Origin of the sequence: Aeromonas sp. sif0611, assembly GCF_019218845.1 — a bacterium.
In the GTDB taxonomy this organism is placed as follows: Bacteria; Pseudomonadota; Gammaproteobacteria; order Enterobacterales; family Aeromonadaceae; genus Aeromonas; species Aeromonas media.
In genome coordinates this window covers 72,561-89,633 of sequence record NZ_JAHUWU010000002.1, presented here as the reverse complement: position 1 = coordinate 89,633, position 17,073 = coordinate 72,561, and the positions used below count along the sequence as shown (strand labels likewise).

Sequence of the window (17,073 nt, the reverse complement as noted above, 5' to 3'; positions counted from 1 at the left end):
CACTCACTGATAAGCGCACCTGGAGGCTTTGATATAAAAATCCGGCTTGGCTTTGAGCTGATCAGCAAACTTGCTGGCAAGCTGATGATGCCAGTAGGGAGCCATCATCTCCTGATGAGGTGACTTAGGGCCCAGTGTCACATGTTTGACTGGGACAAGGTGGTTGGGCCGGTGCAGTTCCAGATATAGCCTAGGTGGAGTACCATTTTCAAAGTCAGGCTTCAGAGACTGAATTTCTTTGGCACCGTACTCTAGATGGGTGACAATAATTCGATGTTCTTTTTCTGCCTCATAATCGGTATGTTTAATCAGATAAGGCAATGGTCCCAATAGCCACGATAGCTTTTGGTGCTTATTATCGTTTGATGAGGTCTTCATATATTTGCTTACTGCGGACTTTAGTTCTGACAATAGTCTGTCAAGTGCTTTTTTATTATCGCCAGAATTGACCTTCATGCTATCATTTATATAGATAATTTGATAGAAGGCCGTACTCTCTTGCGGTGATCTTCCTGTATTGGGAAATGCAGATTTGTCTTCAGAATTTGGTGCGTCTGATGGTTGCAATGGCAATAGGCTATAGTTAAAAAAGGTATCCGTTTCAAATGTTATAGCGCAGCCGCAGGCGTCATCATTTCGATGATTTTTGCTGTAAAATCGCCACATGTTAAGGCTGTCATCTTCTGGTAGAAAACAACCTACAAAAACGGGTTTTCCTTCAGTTGGCGTGTGGCCAAGATAACGCCATAGTAATTTTCCTTCGTTGGGATCATTGAGAGCATTGATATGTCCCAATCGTAGAGGGCTTTCTTCTAGTAGTAAGGCATTGCCAACGATAAGAGAGGTGTAATGTGTCATGGTTAGTGTTGGTTTGACTTTTAATTCAGTCAGTATTTTATTTCTTATTTCGGTTATTTTAGGTGATGAAGCATATCGTTTTGCCTGATCCTGGAGTTCAATAGCTTTAAATCGGAGTCGAGATGGGGAGTTTTCTGTGGCTTTACGAAACATGGCTTGTGCTTTTAAATAACTCCTTGTTACGCCAGTTCCATTCATATACATAAGCCCTAAATTGAATCTGGCTTGTGCGTCTCCTTCTTTACTAGCCTGCCGATACCAATTAATAGCTATGTCATAGTTTGGTTCTACACCCTGACCATTTTGGTACATGCACCCCAAAGAACACTTTGCTTTAGGGACCCCATTTGACGCGGCACGACTATACCAATCGAAAGCCATGCTATCACTTTGTGTTACACCTAAACCATAGTCGTACATGTACCCCAAGTTAAATTGAGCAGGAGCATATCCTTGCTCTGCGGATTTGATATACCAATAGACAGCATCCTCGTCGCTTTGCTTTATTCCTCTGCCATTACGGTATGACACGCCTACATTATATTGGGCGTTTGCATTTCCTTTCTCGGCAGCTTGGCGATACCAATGGAAGGCTTTGTTGTAGTCTTTCTCTACACCTCTGCCATGTTCGTACATCCACCCAAAATTGTTTTGAGCACTTACATCGCCTTGCTCGGCAGATTTTTGAATCCAAGTGGCAGCGTTATTATCGTCTTGGTCAATTCCTTGGCCATTTAAATATTTCATGCCAAGAAAGAGCTGGGCTTTGGCATCACCTGTTTCGGCTTTCTTTATCAGTGTAGTGATTTCTTCTGGTAGTCCAGATTGTTCCATTTGTGTTTACCCATGCTCTTGTCGTTATGCCAACCCACACCGATTTTCACATGTTGATGTTTCCGCAACGTACTGAAAATGATGCACTTATTTGAAGTATGGATATCTTGCCTTAAGCCCTAAAAATTGTCGATTGAAGGGGGGCCAAGGCCCCCCAAGAATTTCACCGACCGGGTTCACATTTACCAATTTTTTGCCAGCGGATGGCGGTGCAGGTGGGGGATCAACCTGTTCCAGTCGCGGTCGCTGTGGGTAGCGGGCTGCACATGGCGGGTCTTGTCGGCCAGGATGCGCTGGGCGGCGGCCAGGGTCATCGGGTATTCGTGGATGATGGAGTAGTAGGTGCCGGCCTCGCGGTGTTCGGCGACATCGAGCAGGGGATAGATGCGACGGGCGGCCCCCATCATGTAATCGGCGGCGCGCCAGAGCCAGGCGAGCGAGTGCAGTTCGTCGTCGGTCAGCACGGTGAGGGGCTGCGGATGGGCGGCGGTCTCCCGGTCCAGCACATCGAGCACCCAGCGGCGAAACTCTTTGGCGAGTGCAGTGCGGGAGAACATGGCGATCAGATGGGCGCCGCGCAGGGAGAAAATCCGCACCGGGATCGGCATGGGATTTCCCGGGACGGTCAAATTGACCGTCCCGGTCATGCAAGGGGTAAATTCGTCTGCATTACGGCGGTAGATGCGACTGACGGCATCATCGCTGGCATAGCCAAGGGCTTGGGCGATCTGGGTTGCGGTCAGCCAGGGTTGGCCGTGATGGGGGATAACGGTGAACTGGGTGTCATGGAAGCGGATGCTGTTCATGATGCGTTCCTTTGGGTCAACAAAGTCAACGTCACCAAAGAGGTTCCAATCTCTGACTGGTGACGAGCTGAACAGGGTTGGAACTACCGGGACCCAAAGAGACCGGCCAGCCGTGAGGCTGCCCTGCCCAGCCCGCCATAACTGAAATTGCGGGTACAACTGGGCCGCACAAAAAAACACGCATGGCGCGTGTTGTGCGCTTTGAGTTTGACGGGGTTCCAATCCCGGCAACGGATTTTGCCGTTGCCCGCGCAGTATCGCGCAACAGCGCGACACCAATCAACCCCCAATCAGCCCCAATTAGGCGGGATAAGCCACAATCACCCCGCCCAGCAGCACAACACCGCTGGCAGGGTACCGGTTCTACACAAGGAAGGGGACGTTAATTTCGGCAGGAAACATACACAGGGCTCACTGAGCGCCCTTATCGATCAGGTTGCTTGGCTGCGTCACGTTTGGCGATTCCATCTTTCGAATTTTTGGGGAGTTGATCATACAGCGCCTGAACCTCCTTCGGCCTTGTGATGCGGTCCTCAACGATAAAGTTGATCATCTTGAACAGTTGTTGAGCTATCTCAGGGGTGTCCTCTATGGTCAGTTCTCCTGGATGCACAGCGTTATTACCAACTACACGGCAAAAATCTAATGCCTTCTGGACCACCGGTGAGAGACCCTTAGCCACGAGCGACTTGATATCCTCATTGATGTTTTTGCCTTGTTCCCCGAGATGGGGCATCAACTTTTGCAGGCACAAACGAAGCAAGGCTGCCGCACCCCGGGGGGAACGTCCAACGATATCCCTCGCTTCTTCATACTCAGCTCGGCACTCTTCAGGTAGGTCTTGATGCATTGGCTCTGCTTGACTCGCATATGGAAAAACTAGCCTCTTATTACTCCAGACTGAATGTTGCTCGCAATGCTCGCAGCATGCTCCCATAAATTCTGGTTCGCGTTCTTCTGTCTGCCGTACCGCACTCATATGGTTGAATGTCATCGCCATCCACTTTTGATGGGAATAGACACCACAATATGGGCAATGGAACTTTTCTGCTCTATAGGTCGGAGGATAGTGTTGATTTTTCATGTTGCTCTCTTGTGGTATTGCTTAGGCTGTAGTTCCTCAGACTTATCGTCTCGGCGCGCTATTTGCAGCTGATAATCTGGGAGCGTAACAATATTGTCCACACGGCTCCCCATACAATTTGATCCACAGCACGTTGGCTCTCTTGCATCACAAAGGGCGGAGCCAAACGCCGAACGATGATCCGTTTTTACCGCCTTGCTATACTGGTTATCCATACAGTGTTTTCGAGATTGCCAGCATGTTTGCTCAACCCACTCCCGATGCTCCCTTGTTGGAGCTGCCCCTGTTCCTCTCCCCGGTGGCCTGCGGCTTTCCGTCGCCGGCGCAGGACTACACCGAGCAGACCATCGATCTTAACCAGCTGTGCGTGGCGCACCCGGCGGCCACCTACTTTGTGCGGGCGGCCGGTGACAGCATGGTCGACCACGGGATCCGCGATGGCGACCTGCTGGTCGTCGACCGTAGTCGCAAGGCGCGTCACGGCAGCGTGGTGGTCGCCGCGGTGGATGGCGAGTTCACGGTGAAGAAACTGCAGCTTGAGCCCACAGTCGCCTTGCTCCCTGGCAACCGGGCCTATCGCCCCATCCATTTCAACGATGGGCAGGAGCTGGAAATCTTCGGGGTGGTGGCCTTTGTCGTGCACCAGGTGGATAGCCCATGAACAAGCGCTGCGCCGTTGCCCTGGTCGACGTGAACAACTTCTACGCCAGTTGCGAGCGGTTGTTTCGCCCCGACTTGAAGGGGCGGCCCATCGTGGTGCTCTCCAACAACGATGGCTGCGTGGTGGCCCGTTCGGCGGAGGCCAAGGCCCTCGGCATCAAGATGGGGATTCCCTATTTCCAGATCCGCCAATTCTTCGAGGCCATGGGCGGGGTCTGGTTTTCCAGCAACTACGCCCTCTATGGCGACATGTCGAACCGGGTGATGACCATTCTGGAGGGGATGGCCCCGGCGGTGGAGGTCTACAGCATCGACGAGGCCTTTATCGAGCTGAGCGAGTCTTGGGCGGGCGACCTGGTGGCCTATGGCCGCCAGATCCGCGAGCGGGTGCAGCAGTGGACGGGGCTGACCGTGGGGGTCGGCATCGGCCCCACCAAGACGCTCGCCAAGCTCGCCAACTATGCCGCCAAGAAGTGGCCAGCCACCGGTGGGGTGGTGGATCTGCGGGATGAAGCGCGGCGCGCCCGGCTGATGGCGATCACCCCGGTGGACGAGATATGGGGCATTGGCAGGCGGCTCACCGCCAAGCTGGAGGCCCAGGGCATCAAGACGGTGGCCGACCTGGTCGCAGCCGATCCCAAGGCACTGCGGCGCCGCTATGGCGTAGTTGTGGAGCGTACCGTGCAGGAGCTACGGGGGATCCCCTGCGCCGAGCTGGAGCAAGAGGCCCAGGCCAAGCAGCAGATCATCTGCTCGCGCTCCTTCGGCGAGCGCATCACCCAGATCGGCCCAATGCATCAGGCGCTGGCGGGCTACATGGAGCGGGCCGCCGAGAAGCTGCGGGGGGAGGGGATGTGCTGCCGGCACGTGACCCTGTTCATTCGCACCAGCCCGTTCAGCGACCGGGAGCCTTATTACGGCAACCAGGTGAGCACCAAGCTGGCCATGCCCACCCATGACACCCGGGCGCTGCTGGCCCTGATCCCGGAACTCCTCCCCCGGATCTGGCGCGACGAGCAGCGATACCAAAAAGGGGGCGTCATGCTGGCCGACTTCACCCCCGCCAACATGCAGCAGGGCGACCTGTTCGCCGCACAGCAGCCATCCCCGCGCAGCGATGCGCTGATGCAGGTCATCGACAAGATCAACCAGGGGCGGTTGGGGAAGGTCTACTTTGCGGCCCGCGGCCGCGACACCCGGGAGTGGATGATGAAGCGGGAGCAGTTAAGCCCCCGCTATACCACCGCGCTCGGCGAGCTGCCGGTGGTGAAGTGATGACGGCGGAGGGAGTCAGTACATCCGTTCGATCTGCTTGCCAAAATCCACCATCATCCATCCGGCGGCAAAAAAGCTGGCCCAAGTGAGGAACCCAATGAAGGTCTCCGGGATCATGGCCTGGATGATGGGCCACTGGTCAAACAGCCCAGGTGGAGTGGGGATTACCGCTTTGCCATCCGTGATGGTCAGGAGTCTGTTAAAAAGGTTTTCGATAAGTTGCTGAAGCTTGAGCTCTCTGGCTCCCAGCAATAGAGCAAAGAGAGAGAGCATCATCAGCAGACCCCCCAAGCACTTCAACACCCCAGGCTCCATGACTAGTGAAGCAAGAAGGTTTTGTAGGCGTCCCAGCATGAGATCTCCCTACTGAAAGATGTAGCGGAGCAGTGTTGATGAGGTCTTCTTATACGGTCCCACTGGGATAGAGGCCCACCACGTTTCAAATGACGGAGCGCCTTTCAAGGCATGAGGGGCTTGTAGGCTGACCACATCGTAAATGTTTTTTAACGTAGTCTGATCGATCGTTGTTTGAACTGGAACAAGCCAGACGTCGTAGCTGTCAGGGCGTTCTTTTGCCACCAAACCAGGTGTGGTGAAAATGGCGCCACACTGCTCTGCGGTTTCGACACGATAGAATGGTGAGTTATCAAGTGTAGTCAGACATGGGCCAAAATCTTGCTGGTCAAGGTACTCTGGCAGAAGCTGAACGACGATAAAGAGTGAGATCGGCAAAAGAATTACTAAATAGTAAACATAAGAAATTGAGCGAAACATTGAAATATCCAATGGTGGTTAATGCAGGTAAAGTCACTATATTCAGCCATGCCCGTAATATTTTAGCCACTCCCTGAATGGTTAGGTTTGGCATGGAATGTCCGAAATTTCACCACCATTTGTCTTCGTCCACTTTTTGCCAGATGGCGCGTTTGAACTCCGCATCGCTCAGATTACCTTGGCTCATCGGGGGCTCATCAATCCAGAGAGTCAACGCACTGAACTCATCATAGGGAACCACAGGGGAGTGATGGGCACCCGGTGAGGTTTGGTGATGCTGTCTTTGGAGCAGAACCGCCGCATAGGCACGCTCACCAGGGGTGAGCATGTTAAGCCAGGTATCAATCTCATGTTGAGGCCAATGCCGCTCCAGGATGAGCCTGCAGCGCTTCTCGATGGCTTCGCTGCCATGTAGCTGGGGTGTGTAGGCTGTTTGCTTATCGATCATCTGCTCTTCCCTCCATAGTTAGCGCCTTGATATGTGGCTTCATACTGGGCAGGAACTCCCGGACTTCTTCTGGCGATGGGGGATATATGGCGGCATCCATTACCCAGTCGATTGATTTACGTAGTTCATCAAAGGCGATCTCGAAGTCAGCATCCGACAAATCGTTCCCGAATGCCAGACTCCCTCGGGTCAGTACCGCACTACGCACTCGCATTCTGAGCTGTTCTTGGCGCAGCGCTTCTGTATCAGCCAGCTTTTTCTCTATCTCGGCCTCCACCGGGGTGAGCATTCCCTTGCGACCATAACCCAACACACTGGCTGAACCCGGCGAGTTGCGGCTCACAATCAGCCGATCGCCGACCAGTCGCACATATTGGCCGTCGGCGTGGATGATGCTGCCGTGCAACAGCAGGGCGGCGTTACTCTCATCAAGCCCCATTCGGGCCAGCTCTTTAGCCAGAGCGGATCCTTTCACCCCCGATTTGGATCCTTTCGTACAGTTATTGACAGAACTCCGAGGGGGGCGGCTGCCGCCGCCTGAGGTCAACTCGCTGCGCTCGCCCACTGCATGCTCGCGCTGCTCGCCCAAACCCGACCCGGTGACACCCTTGCGCACTATCTGCCAGCCCTCGGTGCGGGTGACGGCGGTGGTCATGCCGATGTCGGTGATCACCCCCATCAGGCGCAGCACATCCTCGCCATACTTGTTGGCGGCTTCATCAAGGCGCTTGGAGAGGCGGATCAGGTGTTGCTTGCGGGGCAGGTCAATGCCGCCCATGGCGTCGATAAAGTCGCCCCAGCGGTTGTTGTCGGCGGCGGTGCGGGCGGCTTCGAGGATGCAATCCCACTCGATCACCTCGTCACCCAGGCGGCGCAGTTCGCGCCATACGCTCACGGCTGGGCCGCCGATCTGCTGAAACTGTCGGATGCGCCAGCAGCTCGCCCAGGCCGCGACTGCGATGGTGGTATGGTCGACCGGTGCCTCGGCCTCGTAGTCCATCCCGACCTTGTGGCCGTCGATGTTCTTGGCGATGTACTTGGCGATGTAGCCGGTGGCGCTGCCCTTGGTCGGGTCGATCTCCTTCCAGTTAACCCGTGGGTTGATGGCCTTGACCACCGCCGGGCTGTTCACATCGAGCAGCCACTTGATGCGCGGGATCTTGTTGCGGATTTTCAGCTCGGCCAGCGCGTCGAGCTGGTCGCCGTTGGGCATCTTGAGCTCGGCCCGTTCAGTGTCGGTGAAGTGATAGGCGAGCAGAGTCAGAAAGTCGCGCTGATGCTCGGGGTTGATAAACAGCAGGCAGTGCCAGTGCGGGGTGCCGTCGTGGTGCGGTTCCACCACCCGAAAACCGAAGGCCATGATCCCCTCACGGGCCAAGGCGGCGCGAAAACGGGCCCACTGTTTGCACAACAGGCGGTTGGTGTCGGTCGGGCAGGCGCCGTTGAACTTCTCGTTTTGGTAGGTCTTCGTCTTGTCTTTGCTGCCCTGGCGCCAGGCGTGATAGCTGGAGGGGGCGGTCAGGGTCAGGAACAGGCCAAGCTTGCCCTGCTCCTGCGCCATGTCTTCAAAGCCCCGCATGCGCACCATCAGCTCATGCCGACGGATCGCCGGATTGGCGACCGACGCCATGATGGCGTCAGCCAAGTCGATCTCTTGTCCCAGCTCCTCGTTGACGGCGCTCATGCCTGCCATCCATGCCTGTTGTGCTGCCTTGCGCTGGGTGAACTCACGTACCGCGTGGGCGCTGGCGTAGGGGCTGACCCCTTTGCGCACCTGGCCGGTGAGGATGGCGATCAGCTCGCAATAGATGGCCCAGGCGCGGTTTATCTTTCGCAGCCACCACGACTCGTCGAGCAGGCGCACCAGCAAGCTGGCGGCGGCGCCTTCGAACTTGTCCACCTCGCCAGCCAGATCGTCCCGCTCTTCTTGGCTGAGGGGGCGGCCCAGCAGGCGCTCCACCTTGGTGCGCGGGTGAATTGGTAGGGGAGGGCAGAAGCGCCACGCCTTGGCCTGGGCCCCAATATCGGCCAGCAGCTCGGCGGCGGTGCGCTCATGGCCCACCGCCGCCAGCAATTGTTGGCAGCGACGGGCCCACTCGGCGGCAACCAGCTCGCGGCGCACATCGTTGCGCAGGTCGATCACCGGTACCGGGAACCGGCTCTGGGCGGCGGCGCAGGCGTCGACCATGCGGCGCAGCCAGATGTTGGCGGTCTTGGGATTGGCCGGGTAGCGGCGCAGGAAGGTCGCGGCCAGCGGTTTTGCGACATGCCACTCGATGCGGGCCAGTTGCTCGGCAGCCCCAGCCATATTGATGGCATGGTGCCCGACCAAATAGTGCTGTGGCAGCTGGATGCCGTGCAGGTTGGTGATGGCGTCGATCACTTGCACACCCCGCACTTGCCGTTCACATACTCGTTGGGTTGTAGGTAGCGGCCGCACTGGGTGCAGGTCGGTACCATGTCCAGGGTGGCGAGCCGATCAGACCAGCAGGCGGCCTCGCAGAAAAACAGGCTGGTGAGCTGGTTGCCGGCCAGGATGACGGGGCGCACATGGCTGAACTCGCCGCAGCAACTGCAACGCATCGAAGGGCGATCCGCGGGGGCAGCCTTTACCACGGTTTCACTGGCGGCGCGGGCCAGCGGCCAGCAGGTTTCGACGCAGTAGGGGTAAGAGCGGCGACCGTGTCGGCCTGCTACCGGCAGGCAAACCGCCATCTGGCGGCACTTGGTGCAGGGCTCAAGCGTCACGATATTGCTGTTTGCAGGGCGCACGACGCCCAAAGCCGGGGCAAGCCCGGCTGGTTTTTGGTGTGTCATTAGATGGCGCCTCCGTTGTATGACTGGCGCAGACGGGCGGCAGATTGGTGCTCGCAGCGGCGGGCCGCACGCACCATGACCAGCAGGGTTTTGATATATCGGTGGGGGCGGCAGGGACGGCGACGGGCATCCAGCAACTCGAGTTGGTATTCCCGGCGGCGCGCGGCGTCGCTCAACATGGCATCGAGCCAGAAGTCGTGGATCATTTGATGGTCTCCCCCAGTCCGTGGAGTGGCTCCCACTCGGCCCACCACTCGGCGATCTCTGTGGCCAGCGCGACTTCACCGCCACCCAGAGCCAGCCAATACACGGCGCGGATGGCGCCCAGGGCCAGCAGCTCCTGGGCGATGTTGCGGTTTCGGCGGGCATCACTGCCCGAGGTGTTGAACTCCTCCTGCACTGCTTCCCAGTGCTTGGTCAGTGAGCTGACCGGTGCTGGCGGCTGCATATGGGCGGGGCCAGATTCGGCGCCACCCAGTTCGTCGACCGGCGGCTCCAGTTCGAACAGGTCATCACGCATGCCGGCCCCCTTTGGTGTTCAGGTTCAGCCAGAGCGAGCGCCAGGCATGTGCATTGGCGGCGTGGTGCTGTGCCGCAATGTCGTCGGAGCGAGTCATATTGCGGCGTCGTGCCAGTCTGGTCAGATACCAATGGCACTCCTTCACATTGCGTAGTGCGTTCGGAATCGCTACATTGCGCATATCAGTTACCTCAGTTGCTGATGGAAACCCCGCTGGTGCTGTAACACCGTTAAAGCGGGGTTTTTCTTTAGGTTTTCAATACATTCCAAGGAGAGAGTGATGTTCGACATCAAGTACCATCCCGAAGCTGCGAAACCTGCTTTTCACGAACAACTGGCTCAATTCGTAAAGAAAGATGTCGATGATGGCCCTGATTACCCGCTGGTCGTTGAAAATGAATCCGGCCAGATTTACTGCACCATCAAGGCCTACGGGTTGGGCAGTTTTGTCGCCATCGACCAGTTCCTGGGTGGGCTGGGATTGCGAGACAAGTACCAGGGCACAGGGCGAGATGGTCATTTTGTCGTGCTCAAATAGCCCTCCCTCAAGCGGCCTCAGAGGCCGCTTTGTTTTGCCCCTCTCATCCCTTCATGCCGTTCAATGGCCGCCAGTGCTTTGGGGATGTAGAGGCCGAAGTCCATCTCAACGCCTGCCGCTCTGGCCTGTTTGTTTGCCTCTGCCGCCAGCTCTTTTGCTTGCACTTCCCGTTCACTGCTCGGCGTACTAATCACGGCTTTCTCGAAACGGCTGGCGATGTCACTGATGGTTGATTGCTGGATGTTGTGCATGGTTTGTCTCCTTATTGGCCGTTTCCGGCCACCTTCTGCAAAACCGCTCTGCGGCTTTCCAATATCCCGGCCTGCTCGTTGAGCTCGGCCCGGCGTTTGTTCTCGTGTTCTGCCTGCTCCTGCTCGCTGTGGGTCGGCCCCTCGCTGCGGCGGGTGGTACGGTGCCACTCCCGGCGGTGCAGCACAGACCCGTCGAATTCCCGCAGGGTCGCCAGCAGCTCCCCCAGGGCGAGGCGGATCGCCTCTTGCTGGTCAAAATCGAACTGGCCCAGTTCGCGCCCGGCCGACGTGGTCGATAACCCGGCGGCGTAACAGATAACGGCGCGGGCCCGGGTCGGCAGGCGTGACCAGCGGCTGGCCGCCCCATTGCGGCCGAATTGAGCACGCATCTCTGCCAGCGCCCGGTCTGCGGCGCTGGGTTGTTGAGTGAACCCGATTACCTGTGCGGTGTTCATGGGGTGGCCCTCCGGTTATGCCTGCAGCAGCCTGGTCAGCCAGCGTGGGCGAGATTGGCGGCACGGCTGGAAGCGCAGCGCGCCACGGCGGCCCTGGCTGTCTTCCAGATAACTGCCATCAAAACGGGTGGTGTTGCGCATCACCGGCTCGTCGCCGCTGGCAACGACAGTGGCGCGGGTGAACAGCAAAAACGGCAGCGGGATCAGCCCCGCTTGTTCGGCGCGAAGTCTGCTCATTGGGCCACCGCCTTCACCCTGCGGGGGACCATGGGCAGCACAATGGCCGGGTTGGGCATGGCGCTGGGGCTGATGGTCGCGATGATCTCGAACCCCGCCTTGAAGGTGTGGCCGCACTCCACATTGCTGCACTGGTAAGTGGCAATCCCGCACAGCGGGCTCATCCGGGTGGAGGTGCGCGTACTGGCGCGGGATCCGCAGTGGGGGCATATCAGTCTCATGAAATCTCCTAAGCCCCGGCCGCCATGCGCGCGATATCCAGCGCACAAGACAGAGAGGGGATGGCTTGGTATTTGTGCTCGATCTCGGTGATCAGAATGGCGAGGTTGCCCATGGCCGCCGTCGCCGCACCGACCAACGCATTGCGTTGCCCCTTGGTCACGCGGCCGCTCTCCACCACCGTCAGCGCCTGTGCGCCGAGCCCGGCCACCTTGGCCGTGGTGTCGATCACCTGATGGGCCAGGCTGGGGGCTTTCTCTCGTTCGGGGATGGCAATCGCCGTCAGCCCGCACTCAAACAGCAACCCGTCGAGCAGGGTTTCGTCGCCGGTGGCGTGGAAGAGGGCCACCAGATCCCGGGCGGTCAACTGATGGGATTGCTCGGGGTTGAGCTTGTTGCGCAGCATCTGAACGTTGATGCCAGCCGCGCGGGCCACCTCGGCCAGGGAATGGCTGGCGGCAAAGCGCGAGCAGGCGGAGTCGAAGTGCGGGTGTTTGCTGCCTGCCTGTTCAAACATGGTGTTCATCCTTCTGCTTGCGCGACACTTTGGGACGACGCACAGGGGCAGGAACAGGCTCCAGACCCGGCTGATTCATCGCCTGCTGGGTGTAAAGCACCAGATTGATCAGCACTTTTTCAGCGCGGCCCTGCTTGGGCATGATGGGAATGCGCCCGGCCCGCACGTAGTTCTCCACCGTGCGCTGGGTCAGGCCCGTGCGCTCGGAGAAGCTCTCGACCGTGCAAACCGGGGTATCGATATGGATGGGGGCGATGATCATGGATGGTTGCCTCCTGCGGTGTGAGTTACGCGCGGCCTTGCGCGGCGTGGGGCTGATCGGCTTTCAACTTGCCGCCGGTCAGCACTTCGATTTGGTAGGCACGGCCTTGGGGAACGTTTTGGCCCCACTGAGAAATTGCGGCCTCTGAGATCTTCAACGCCTTTGCCAATGCAGCAGCTGAGTTGAAGTAGCTAATCGCATCTGCTTTTTTCACTGTTACGCCTCGACCATAAGTTCGGATTTGTAAAAATCCTAACCTAGGTTTGAGTCATAAGCAAACTTAAATTTGCTTCATAAGTTAGCTTAAGTTCGGATTCCCAAGGTTAAGCTAGGCCAATGAACATTTCAGATCGAATACTCAGCAGAAGAACTGCCCTAGGTCTTTCTAAGACGGCACTCGCTAAAGCGATTGGTGTGAGTGATGTTTCTGTTGGAAAGTGGGAGTCAGGTCTAAATCAGCCTAAAGGTCGCTATCTCAATGATTTAGCGGATGTTTTGGGTGTGTCCGTAGATTGGCTGTTGACGGGAGCAATAAAGCCACCGACTTCCTTGTATGCGATGCAGGTTGGGGAGCGGATTAAAGCTAAACGGGCACAGCTTGGCCTCGAACCATCCCAACTTGCTGACACACTTGGTGTAAGCCATGGCTTGATAAGCAAGTGGGAGAGGGGGGAAGTTGTACCTAGTGATGAAAGGCTATCTCATTTGATGGCTGCTCTTGGTGTTGATGAACACTGGCTGCTTCATGGGGTTGGCTCTTTACCTAAACAGGAACGACAGGAAAATCTTGAGGGGCTGCATTTTGAATACCCCAGCATTGAGCCTGTTCCAATACCACATGGAAACAGAATTCCGATCATAAGTTATGTTCAGGCCGGAAACTGGCGGGAAGTGTGTGAGCAGGCCACCACCTTCGATGGCAATGTCGAATATGTGACATCCAGCGTCGATATCGGGCCCTGTGGCTTTGGTCTCTGGCTGCGCGGCAATTCCATGACCCCGATCTTCAACGAAGGGGACCTGGTCATCATCGACCCCGATGAACAACCACGCCCGGGCGACTATGTCGTCGCCAAGAACGGCAGCGAAGAGGCCACCTTCAAGAAGTACCGACCCCGCGGCATCGACGAGAGCGGGCAAGAGGTCTTCGAACTGGTGCCCCTCAATGACGATTTCCCCACCATGCACTCCGACCGGCAGCACATCGAAATCATCGGCGTCATGGTAGAACACCGGATTTTCAGAAAACGATAGGGCGCTGGTGCGCCCTGTTTCCTATTCGTAGCCTGATTCATTCAAAGACTAGGTTTTCGTTAATAATAATTGTTGAATGGAATTATAATTAAATGAAAAAAAGTACCATTTGGTTATTATTTGTTATTTTGATTTCAGTTATTGTTGTTATTTGGTTTAATTACACGAAAATATTTTTTGATATTAGTTTTTCAGATATTAAGGATAAGGCGGATTTACCTGAGAATGCTGGTAGGTTTGGTGATGTCTATGGTAGCCTTAATACTCTTTTTTCTGGTGTGGCGTTTGCTGCTCTTTTTATATCAATACTATTTCAGTCAGCAGAACTGAGTGCAACAAGAGAGGAAATGAAAAATCAGGGTGACCAATTTAAAAAACAAACTGAAATGCTTGATAAGCAGTCATTCGAAAACTCGCTTTTTCAGTTAATGTCCTTTAATAATGAGTTAATACAGTCTCTGACAATAGAAAATAGACGTAATCAGTATGACTTCAAAAACAATCAAACCAAAACTATTATTGAAGTCACTACAGGAAGGCAAGTGTTTTTATTATTTTATAACGAATTGAATTTGAAATTTGAACAGATGTCAAATAGACCTATGAATAGGGATAAGCTTATTACACCAAGCGATGTATATCTTGATTTCTTTGAAGGTAATGAAGATAAATTAGGGTCATATTTTCAAGGGTTATATCAAACGCTGAAGCTTATCGACGAGTCTAGTTATGACGCTGTCGTCAAGAAAAAATATGTTGATTTAATTATCGCCCAAACATCCAAGTATGAATTGTATCTCCTTTTTTATCATGGGCTTAGTCGGTGGGGAGATAGTGGCTTGAAATGTCTTCTTGAAAGATATGAATTCTTTGAGTTTTACCCTAAAGAATTTTATATCTATTGGAGAGATATGCTTGGATATGATGTATCTGTATTCGGATGGGCAGAAAAGTATAAATTCAAATCATACCTCAATTCGTACTGCAAAGTGGAAGAACACTGGTTGGGTGGGAGAAGGATTGTTGCTTATATTGACGGTGATGCAGTGCCATTCGATATCACCGATGAGGTTACCTGTTTTACGGCAAAAGGTGAGATTAACAACAATATTCTTTGTGGGCTCAAGAGAAATAAAATTATATGGATTGAGTTCGCGGGCCCAGAATTAGTTGAAAACACATCCCTAGCAGGTATACCTAATCAAACTTATCAAGAAGAGTTTATTTTTGAGTCACCTACTAAGAGATATTTGGTGGGATAGGTGTAACATTGTGACCAGTCTGAACTATATGACGGTAAGTTGCTATTATGGCTTGCCGATATTCACCTCAGTGGCCGTGGCCGTGGCCGTGGCCGTGGCAGTCCGCAGCACCGCAAGCGCTTCGCCACAAATGTGAGGTGTTGGCTGGTGAAATCTTCCTGATGGTGCAGATTAACTGCAGAGGTTCCGAGTGGGGGCGTGGTTTCAGCTTGTTTGGCAAGCCATTGGGAACCAGTGAGAGCATCAGCCAACAATGGAGGAGGCGAGCTTGCTACGCACCTCTTCCAGTGCCGATGCGAGCGCTTCTGCCAGTTGTTCGGTCCCTTCTGCTTCGGCGAGGTTTGGCAGATGGGTGCGCCAAAAGGCACGGGCGCGCACGGCGTCTACGGAGCCATTGAGTTGCGACACGATGTGCCATTTCATGATGTCGGTCAGTTCGTACCTGCGCTGATGATCGGCAAATGCCTCTTTTAATGAAGGATTCATATGGTCTCCAATATTGAACGATTCGATACCATCGTGGTGCTGGCTCTGGCTGACCTGTATAGCCGGTTTCCGGTGCGCCAATCTCTGGCCTCCAGCAAATTCATCGTCACCGAAGATGGCGAGCACATTGACGGCCTTTCACCCGAGGCAGAAGGGCTTCTGTTCGATGAAGACCCATACCTCAAAGATCCCTATTTTAAGCGCAAAGAATTTGCGTTCGACAGCCTGAGATGGCTGGTTGATGCTGGATATCTCCATGGCACACCAGTTGCGTATGACGGTATCAACAATGCTGTGTTGACTGCCAAAGGGCTGGAGGTGCTCAAGGCCACCCCCGATAGCCTCCAAGGGAGCTTGGGTGAGCGATTGGTCGAGGCCGTCAAGTCGGATTCACGGGAGGTCGGCCGTTCGGTGTTGGGTCAGATAATAGGATTGGGAGTGGGTTTGCTCTCATGACCGTTCGCAAACTCGATGACGGCAAACCCAAGCCCTGGCTTGCCGAAGTCTATCCCCAAGGTCGAGAAGGCCCCCGCAAGCGCAAGCGGTTCGCTACCAAGGGTGAGGCATTGGCATTCGAGCGCTTTATGCTGGACCCGGACAAGGGTAAACCCTGGCTGGAAGGGCAGGGGGCACCCACCGATGGCCGGCATCTCTCTGATCTGGTCGAACTCTGGTTTGGTCGCCATGGTCAGAGCCTGCGTGATGGTGAGGCCCGCAAGTCCAAGCTGCTGACGGTGTGCCATGCCCTCGGGGATCCGTTGGCGGTCAATTTCTCCGCCCGCGACTTTGCCGCATATCGTGAAGCAAGGCTATCGGGCGATATCACCGACCGGCGCGCCATCAACCAGGAGAAGCAGGGCGTCACCCCCAACACGGTCAATCGCGAACATGCCTACCTGCGAGCGGTCTTTAACGAGCTGAAAAGGCTAGGGGAGTGGCTGGGGGAAAACCCACTCGATGGGCTGCGGGCCTACAAGGTGGCCGAGGCCGAGTTGGCCTTTCTCTACCCTGACGAACTCAAGCGCCTGCTGGTCGCCTGCGCCGAGAGCCCAAACCCCGACCTGCTAATGGTGGTGAAGCTATGCCTCGCTACCGGCGCCCGCTGGTCTGAGGTGGAAGAGCTGACCCAGTCCCAGATATCCCCCAATCGCATTACCTTCACCCGCACCAAGAGCAAGAAGAGCCGCAGCGTGCCCATCAGCCCCGAGCTCTATGCCCAGTTGCCGAGAAAGCGGGGCCGCCTGTTTGGTGACTGCTACCGCGCCTTCGAAATGGTGGTCGAACGGGCTGGGCTGGAGCTGCCACCCGGACAGAATACCCACGTTCTGCGCCACACCTTCGCCAGCCACTTTATGATGAACGGCGGCAACATCTTGGTGCTGCAGAAGATCCTCGGCCACTCCACCATCGCCATGACCATGCGCTACGCCCATTTCGCCCCCGACCATCTGGAAGATGCGGTGAGGTTGAACCCGTTGGCTGTCTGTGGTGTAAATTGAAGCCACTTGGCCCTGTG

General features: G+C 55.6%; 27 protein-coding genes and 1 pseudogene. 8 read left to right on the top strand and 20 right to left on the bottom strand.

Features of this window, described 5'->3' with window-relative positions:
• Positions 1-3: 3 nt before the first annotated feature.
• From KW824_RS05240 to KW824_RS05225, 4 genes are all read right to left on the bottom strand, one after another.
• Positions 4-1,692, bottom strand: a complete 1,689-nt coding sequence (locus KW824_RS05240) for a tetratricopeptide repeat protein (protein ID WP_218409156.1) — start codon at positions 1,690-1,692, stop codon at positions 4-6.
• 182 nt (positions 1,693-1,874) lie between these two features.
• Positions 1,875-2,498, bottom strand: coding sequence for a P22AR C-terminal domain-containing protein (locus KW824_RS05235; protein WP_218409155.1), 624 nt, complete (start codon positions 2,496-2,498; stop codon positions 1,875-1,877).
• Between the two features lie 31 nt (positions 2,499-2,529).
• Positions 2,530-2,763, bottom strand: coding sequence for an ash family protein (locus tag KW824_RS21205; protein WP_371316608.1), 234 nt, complete (start codon positions 2,761-2,763; stop codon positions 2,530-2,532).
• 159 nt (positions 2,764-2,922) lie between these two features.
• A complete protein-coding gene (locus KW824_RS05225; protein WP_218409153.1) occupies positions 2,923-3,582 on the bottom strand; it encodes a DUF4145 domain-containing protein in 660 nt (219 codons plus the stop codon).
• A 238-nt stretch (positions 3,583-3,820) separates the two neighbouring features.
• Between KW824_RS05225 and umuD the strand changes: the two genes are divergently transcribed.
• Both umuD and umuC read left to right on the top strand, forming a co-directional pair.
• On the top strand, positions 3,821-4,243 hold the full coding sequence (gene umuD, locus KW824_RS05220; RefSeq protein WP_060389713.1) for a translesion error-prone DNA polymerase V autoproteolytic subunit: 423 nt from the start codon (positions 3,821-3,823) through the stop codon (positions 4,241-4,243).
• Positions 4,240-5,517: a translesion error-prone DNA polymerase V subunit UmuC gene (gene umuC / locus KW824_RS05215; protein WP_218409152.1), complete on the top strand. Its 1,278-nt coding sequence runs from the start codon at positions 4,240-4,242 to the stop codon at positions 5,515-5,517. Before umuD ends, umuC begins: the two co-directional genes overlap by 4 nt.
• A gap of 15 nt (positions 5,518-5,532) precedes the next feature.
• On the opposite strand, the gene KW824_RS05210 is transcribed toward umuC, so the two are convergent.
• The 8 genes from KW824_RS05210 to KW824_RS05175 all read right to left on the bottom strand — a co-directional run bounded on the left by KW824_RS05210 (position 5,533) and on the right by KW824_RS05175 (position 10,257).
• Positions 5,533-5,871 carry a hypothetical protein gene (locus KW824_RS05210; RefSeq protein ID WP_218409151.1) on the bottom strand — a complete coding sequence of 113 codons (339 nt, stop codon included), beginning with the start codon at positions 5,869-5,871 and terminating at the stop codon, positions 5,533-5,535.
• 9 nt (positions 5,872-5,880) lie between these two features.
• Positions 5,881-6,291 (bottom strand): hypothetical protein, encoded by a 411-nt coding sequence (locus tag KW824_RS05205; RefSeq protein WP_218409150.1) that lies wholly within the window; start codon positions 6,289-6,291, stop codon positions 5,881-5,883.
• 109 nt (positions 6,292-6,400) lie between these two features.
• Positions 6,401-6,739, bottom strand: a complete 339-nt coding sequence (locus KW824_RS05200) for a hypothetical protein (RefSeq protein WP_218409149.1) — start codon at positions 6,737-6,739, stop codon at positions 6,401-6,403.
• Entirely contained in the window at positions 6,729-9,128 is a 2,400-nt protein-coding gene (locus KW824_RS05195; RefSeq protein WP_371316593.1) for a replication endonuclease, read from the bottom strand. The genes KW824_RS05200 and KW824_RS05195 overlap by 11 nt, the downstream gene beginning before the upstream one ends.
• Positions 9,119-9,487, bottom strand: coding sequence for a hypothetical protein (locus tag KW824_RS05190; RefSeq protein ID WP_371316592.1), 369 nt, complete (start codon positions 9,485-9,487; stop codon positions 9,119-9,121). The genes KW824_RS05195 and KW824_RS05190 overlap by 10 nt, the downstream gene beginning before the upstream one ends.
• 68 nt (positions 9,488-9,555) lie before the next feature.
• Positions 9,556-9,762: a hypothetical protein gene (locus tag KW824_RS05185; RefSeq protein WP_139736260.1), complete on the bottom strand. Its 207-nt coding sequence runs from the start codon at positions 9,760-9,762 to the stop codon at positions 9,556-9,558.
• Entirely contained in the window at positions 9,759-10,076 is a 318-nt protein-coding gene (locus KW824_RS05180) for a hypothetical protein (RefSeq protein ID WP_218409148.1), read from the bottom strand. Before KW824_RS05180 ends, KW824_RS05185 begins: the two co-directional genes overlap by 4 nt.
• A complete protein-coding gene (locus KW824_RS05175; protein WP_218409147.1) occupies positions 10,069-10,257 on the bottom strand; it encodes a hypothetical protein in 189 nt (62 codons plus the stop codon). The genes KW824_RS05180 and KW824_RS05175 overlap by 8 nt, the downstream gene beginning before the upstream one ends.
• A gap of 99 nt (positions 10,258-10,356) precedes the next feature.
• Here KW824_RS05175 and KW824_RS05170 point away from each other — a divergent pair, with 99 nt between their 5' ends.
• Positions 10,357-10,614, top strand: a complete 258-nt coding sequence (locus tag KW824_RS05170; protein ID WP_218409146.1) for a hypothetical protein — start codon at positions 10,357-10,359, stop codon at positions 10,612-10,614.
• 17 nt (positions 10,615-10,631) lie between these two features.
• On the opposite strand, the gene KW824_RS05165 is transcribed toward KW824_RS05170, so the two are convergent.
• Genes KW824_RS05165 through KW824_RS05135 form a run of 7 tightly spaced genes read right to left on the bottom strand, consistent with a single transcriptional unit; the run spans position 10,632 to position 12,769 of the window.
• A complete protein-coding gene (locus tag KW824_RS05165) occupies positions 10,632-10,865 on the bottom strand; it encodes a hypothetical protein (protein WP_218409145.1) in 234 nt (77 codons plus the stop codon).
• A gap of 11 nt (positions 10,866-10,876) precedes the next feature.
• Positions 10,877-11,320 (bottom strand): hypothetical protein, encoded by a 444-nt coding sequence (locus KW824_RS05160; protein ID WP_218409144.1) that lies wholly within the window; start codon positions 11,318-11,320, stop codon positions 10,877-10,879.
• Between the two features lie 15 nt (positions 11,321-11,335).
• Positions 11,336-11,557, bottom strand: coding sequence for a hypothetical protein (locus tag KW824_RS05155; RefSeq protein WP_025327434.1), 222 nt, complete (start codon positions 11,555-11,557; stop codon positions 11,336-11,338).
• Entirely contained in the window at positions 11,554-11,778 is a 225-nt protein-coding gene (locus tag KW824_RS05150; RefSeq protein ID WP_025327433.1) for an ogr/Delta-like zinc finger family protein, read from the bottom strand. Before KW824_RS05150 ends, KW824_RS05155 begins: the two co-directional genes overlap by 4 nt.
• Positions 11,779-11,786: 8 nt before the next feature.
• Positions 11,787-12,293 carry a phage regulatory CII family protein gene (locus tag KW824_RS05145; RefSeq protein ID WP_218409143.1) on the bottom strand — a complete coding sequence of 169 codons (507 nt, stop codon included), beginning with the start codon at positions 12,291-12,293 and terminating at the stop codon, positions 11,787-11,789.
• Positions 12,286-12,555, bottom strand: a complete 270-nt coding sequence (locus KW824_RS05140; protein ID WP_025327431.1) for a hypothetical protein — start codon at positions 12,553-12,555, stop codon at positions 12,286-12,288. The genes KW824_RS05145 and KW824_RS05140 overlap by 8 nt, the downstream gene beginning before the upstream one ends.
• A 25-nt stretch (positions 12,556-12,580) precedes the next feature.
• On the bottom strand, positions 12,581-12,769 hold the full coding sequence (locus KW824_RS05135; RefSeq protein ID WP_218409142.1) for a Cro/CI family transcriptional regulator: 189 nt from the start codon (positions 12,767-12,769) through the stop codon (positions 12,581-12,583).
• Positions 12,770-12,891: 122 nt separating this feature from the next.
• Between KW824_RS05135 and KW824_RS05130 the strand changes: the two are divergent.
• From KW824_RS05130 to KW824_RS05120, 3 genes and pseudogenes are all read left to right on the top strand, one after another.
• Positions 12,892-13,062: pseudogene (locus tag KW824_RS05130) on the top strand (helix-turn-helix domain-containing protein); the annotation flags it as partial.
• Positions 13,063-13,113: 51 nt separating this feature from the next.
• A complete protein-coding gene (locus KW824_RS05125; protein WP_218409602.1) occupies positions 13,114-13,809 on the top strand; it encodes a LexA family transcriptional regulator in 696 nt (231 codons plus the stop codon).
• A 92-nt stretch (positions 13,810-13,901) separates the two neighbouring features.
• A complete protein-coding gene (locus KW824_RS05120; protein ID WP_218409141.1) occupies positions 13,902-15,071 on the top strand; it encodes a putative phage abortive infection protein in 1,170 nt (389 codons plus the stop codon).
• Between the two features lie 243 nt (positions 15,072-15,314).
• Here KW824_RS05120 and KW824_RS05115 read toward each other — a convergent pair whose 3' ends face one another.
• The gene (locus tag KW824_RS05115) at positions 15,315-15,557 is read right to left on the bottom strand and encodes a hypothetical protein (RefSeq protein WP_218409140.1); all 243 of its coding nucleotides are present in this window, start codon (positions 15,555-15,557) and stop codon (positions 15,315-15,317) included.
• Here KW824_RS05115 and KW824_RS05110 point away from each other — a divergent pair, their 5' ends adjacent.
• Complete coding sequence (locus KW824_RS05110; RefSeq protein WP_218409139.1) at positions 15,558-16,013, top strand: hypothetical protein; 456 nt, start codon at positions 15,558-15,560, stop codon at positions 16,011-16,013.
• The gene (locus tag KW824_RS05105; protein ID WP_218409138.1) at positions 16,010-17,056 is read left to right on the top strand and encodes a site-specific integrase; all 1,047 of its coding nucleotides are present in this window, start codon (positions 16,010-16,012) and stop codon (positions 17,054-17,056) included. Before KW824_RS05110 ends, KW824_RS05105 begins: the two co-directional genes overlap by 4 nt.
• The last annotated feature ends 17 nt before the right edge of the window (positions 17,057-17,073 follow it).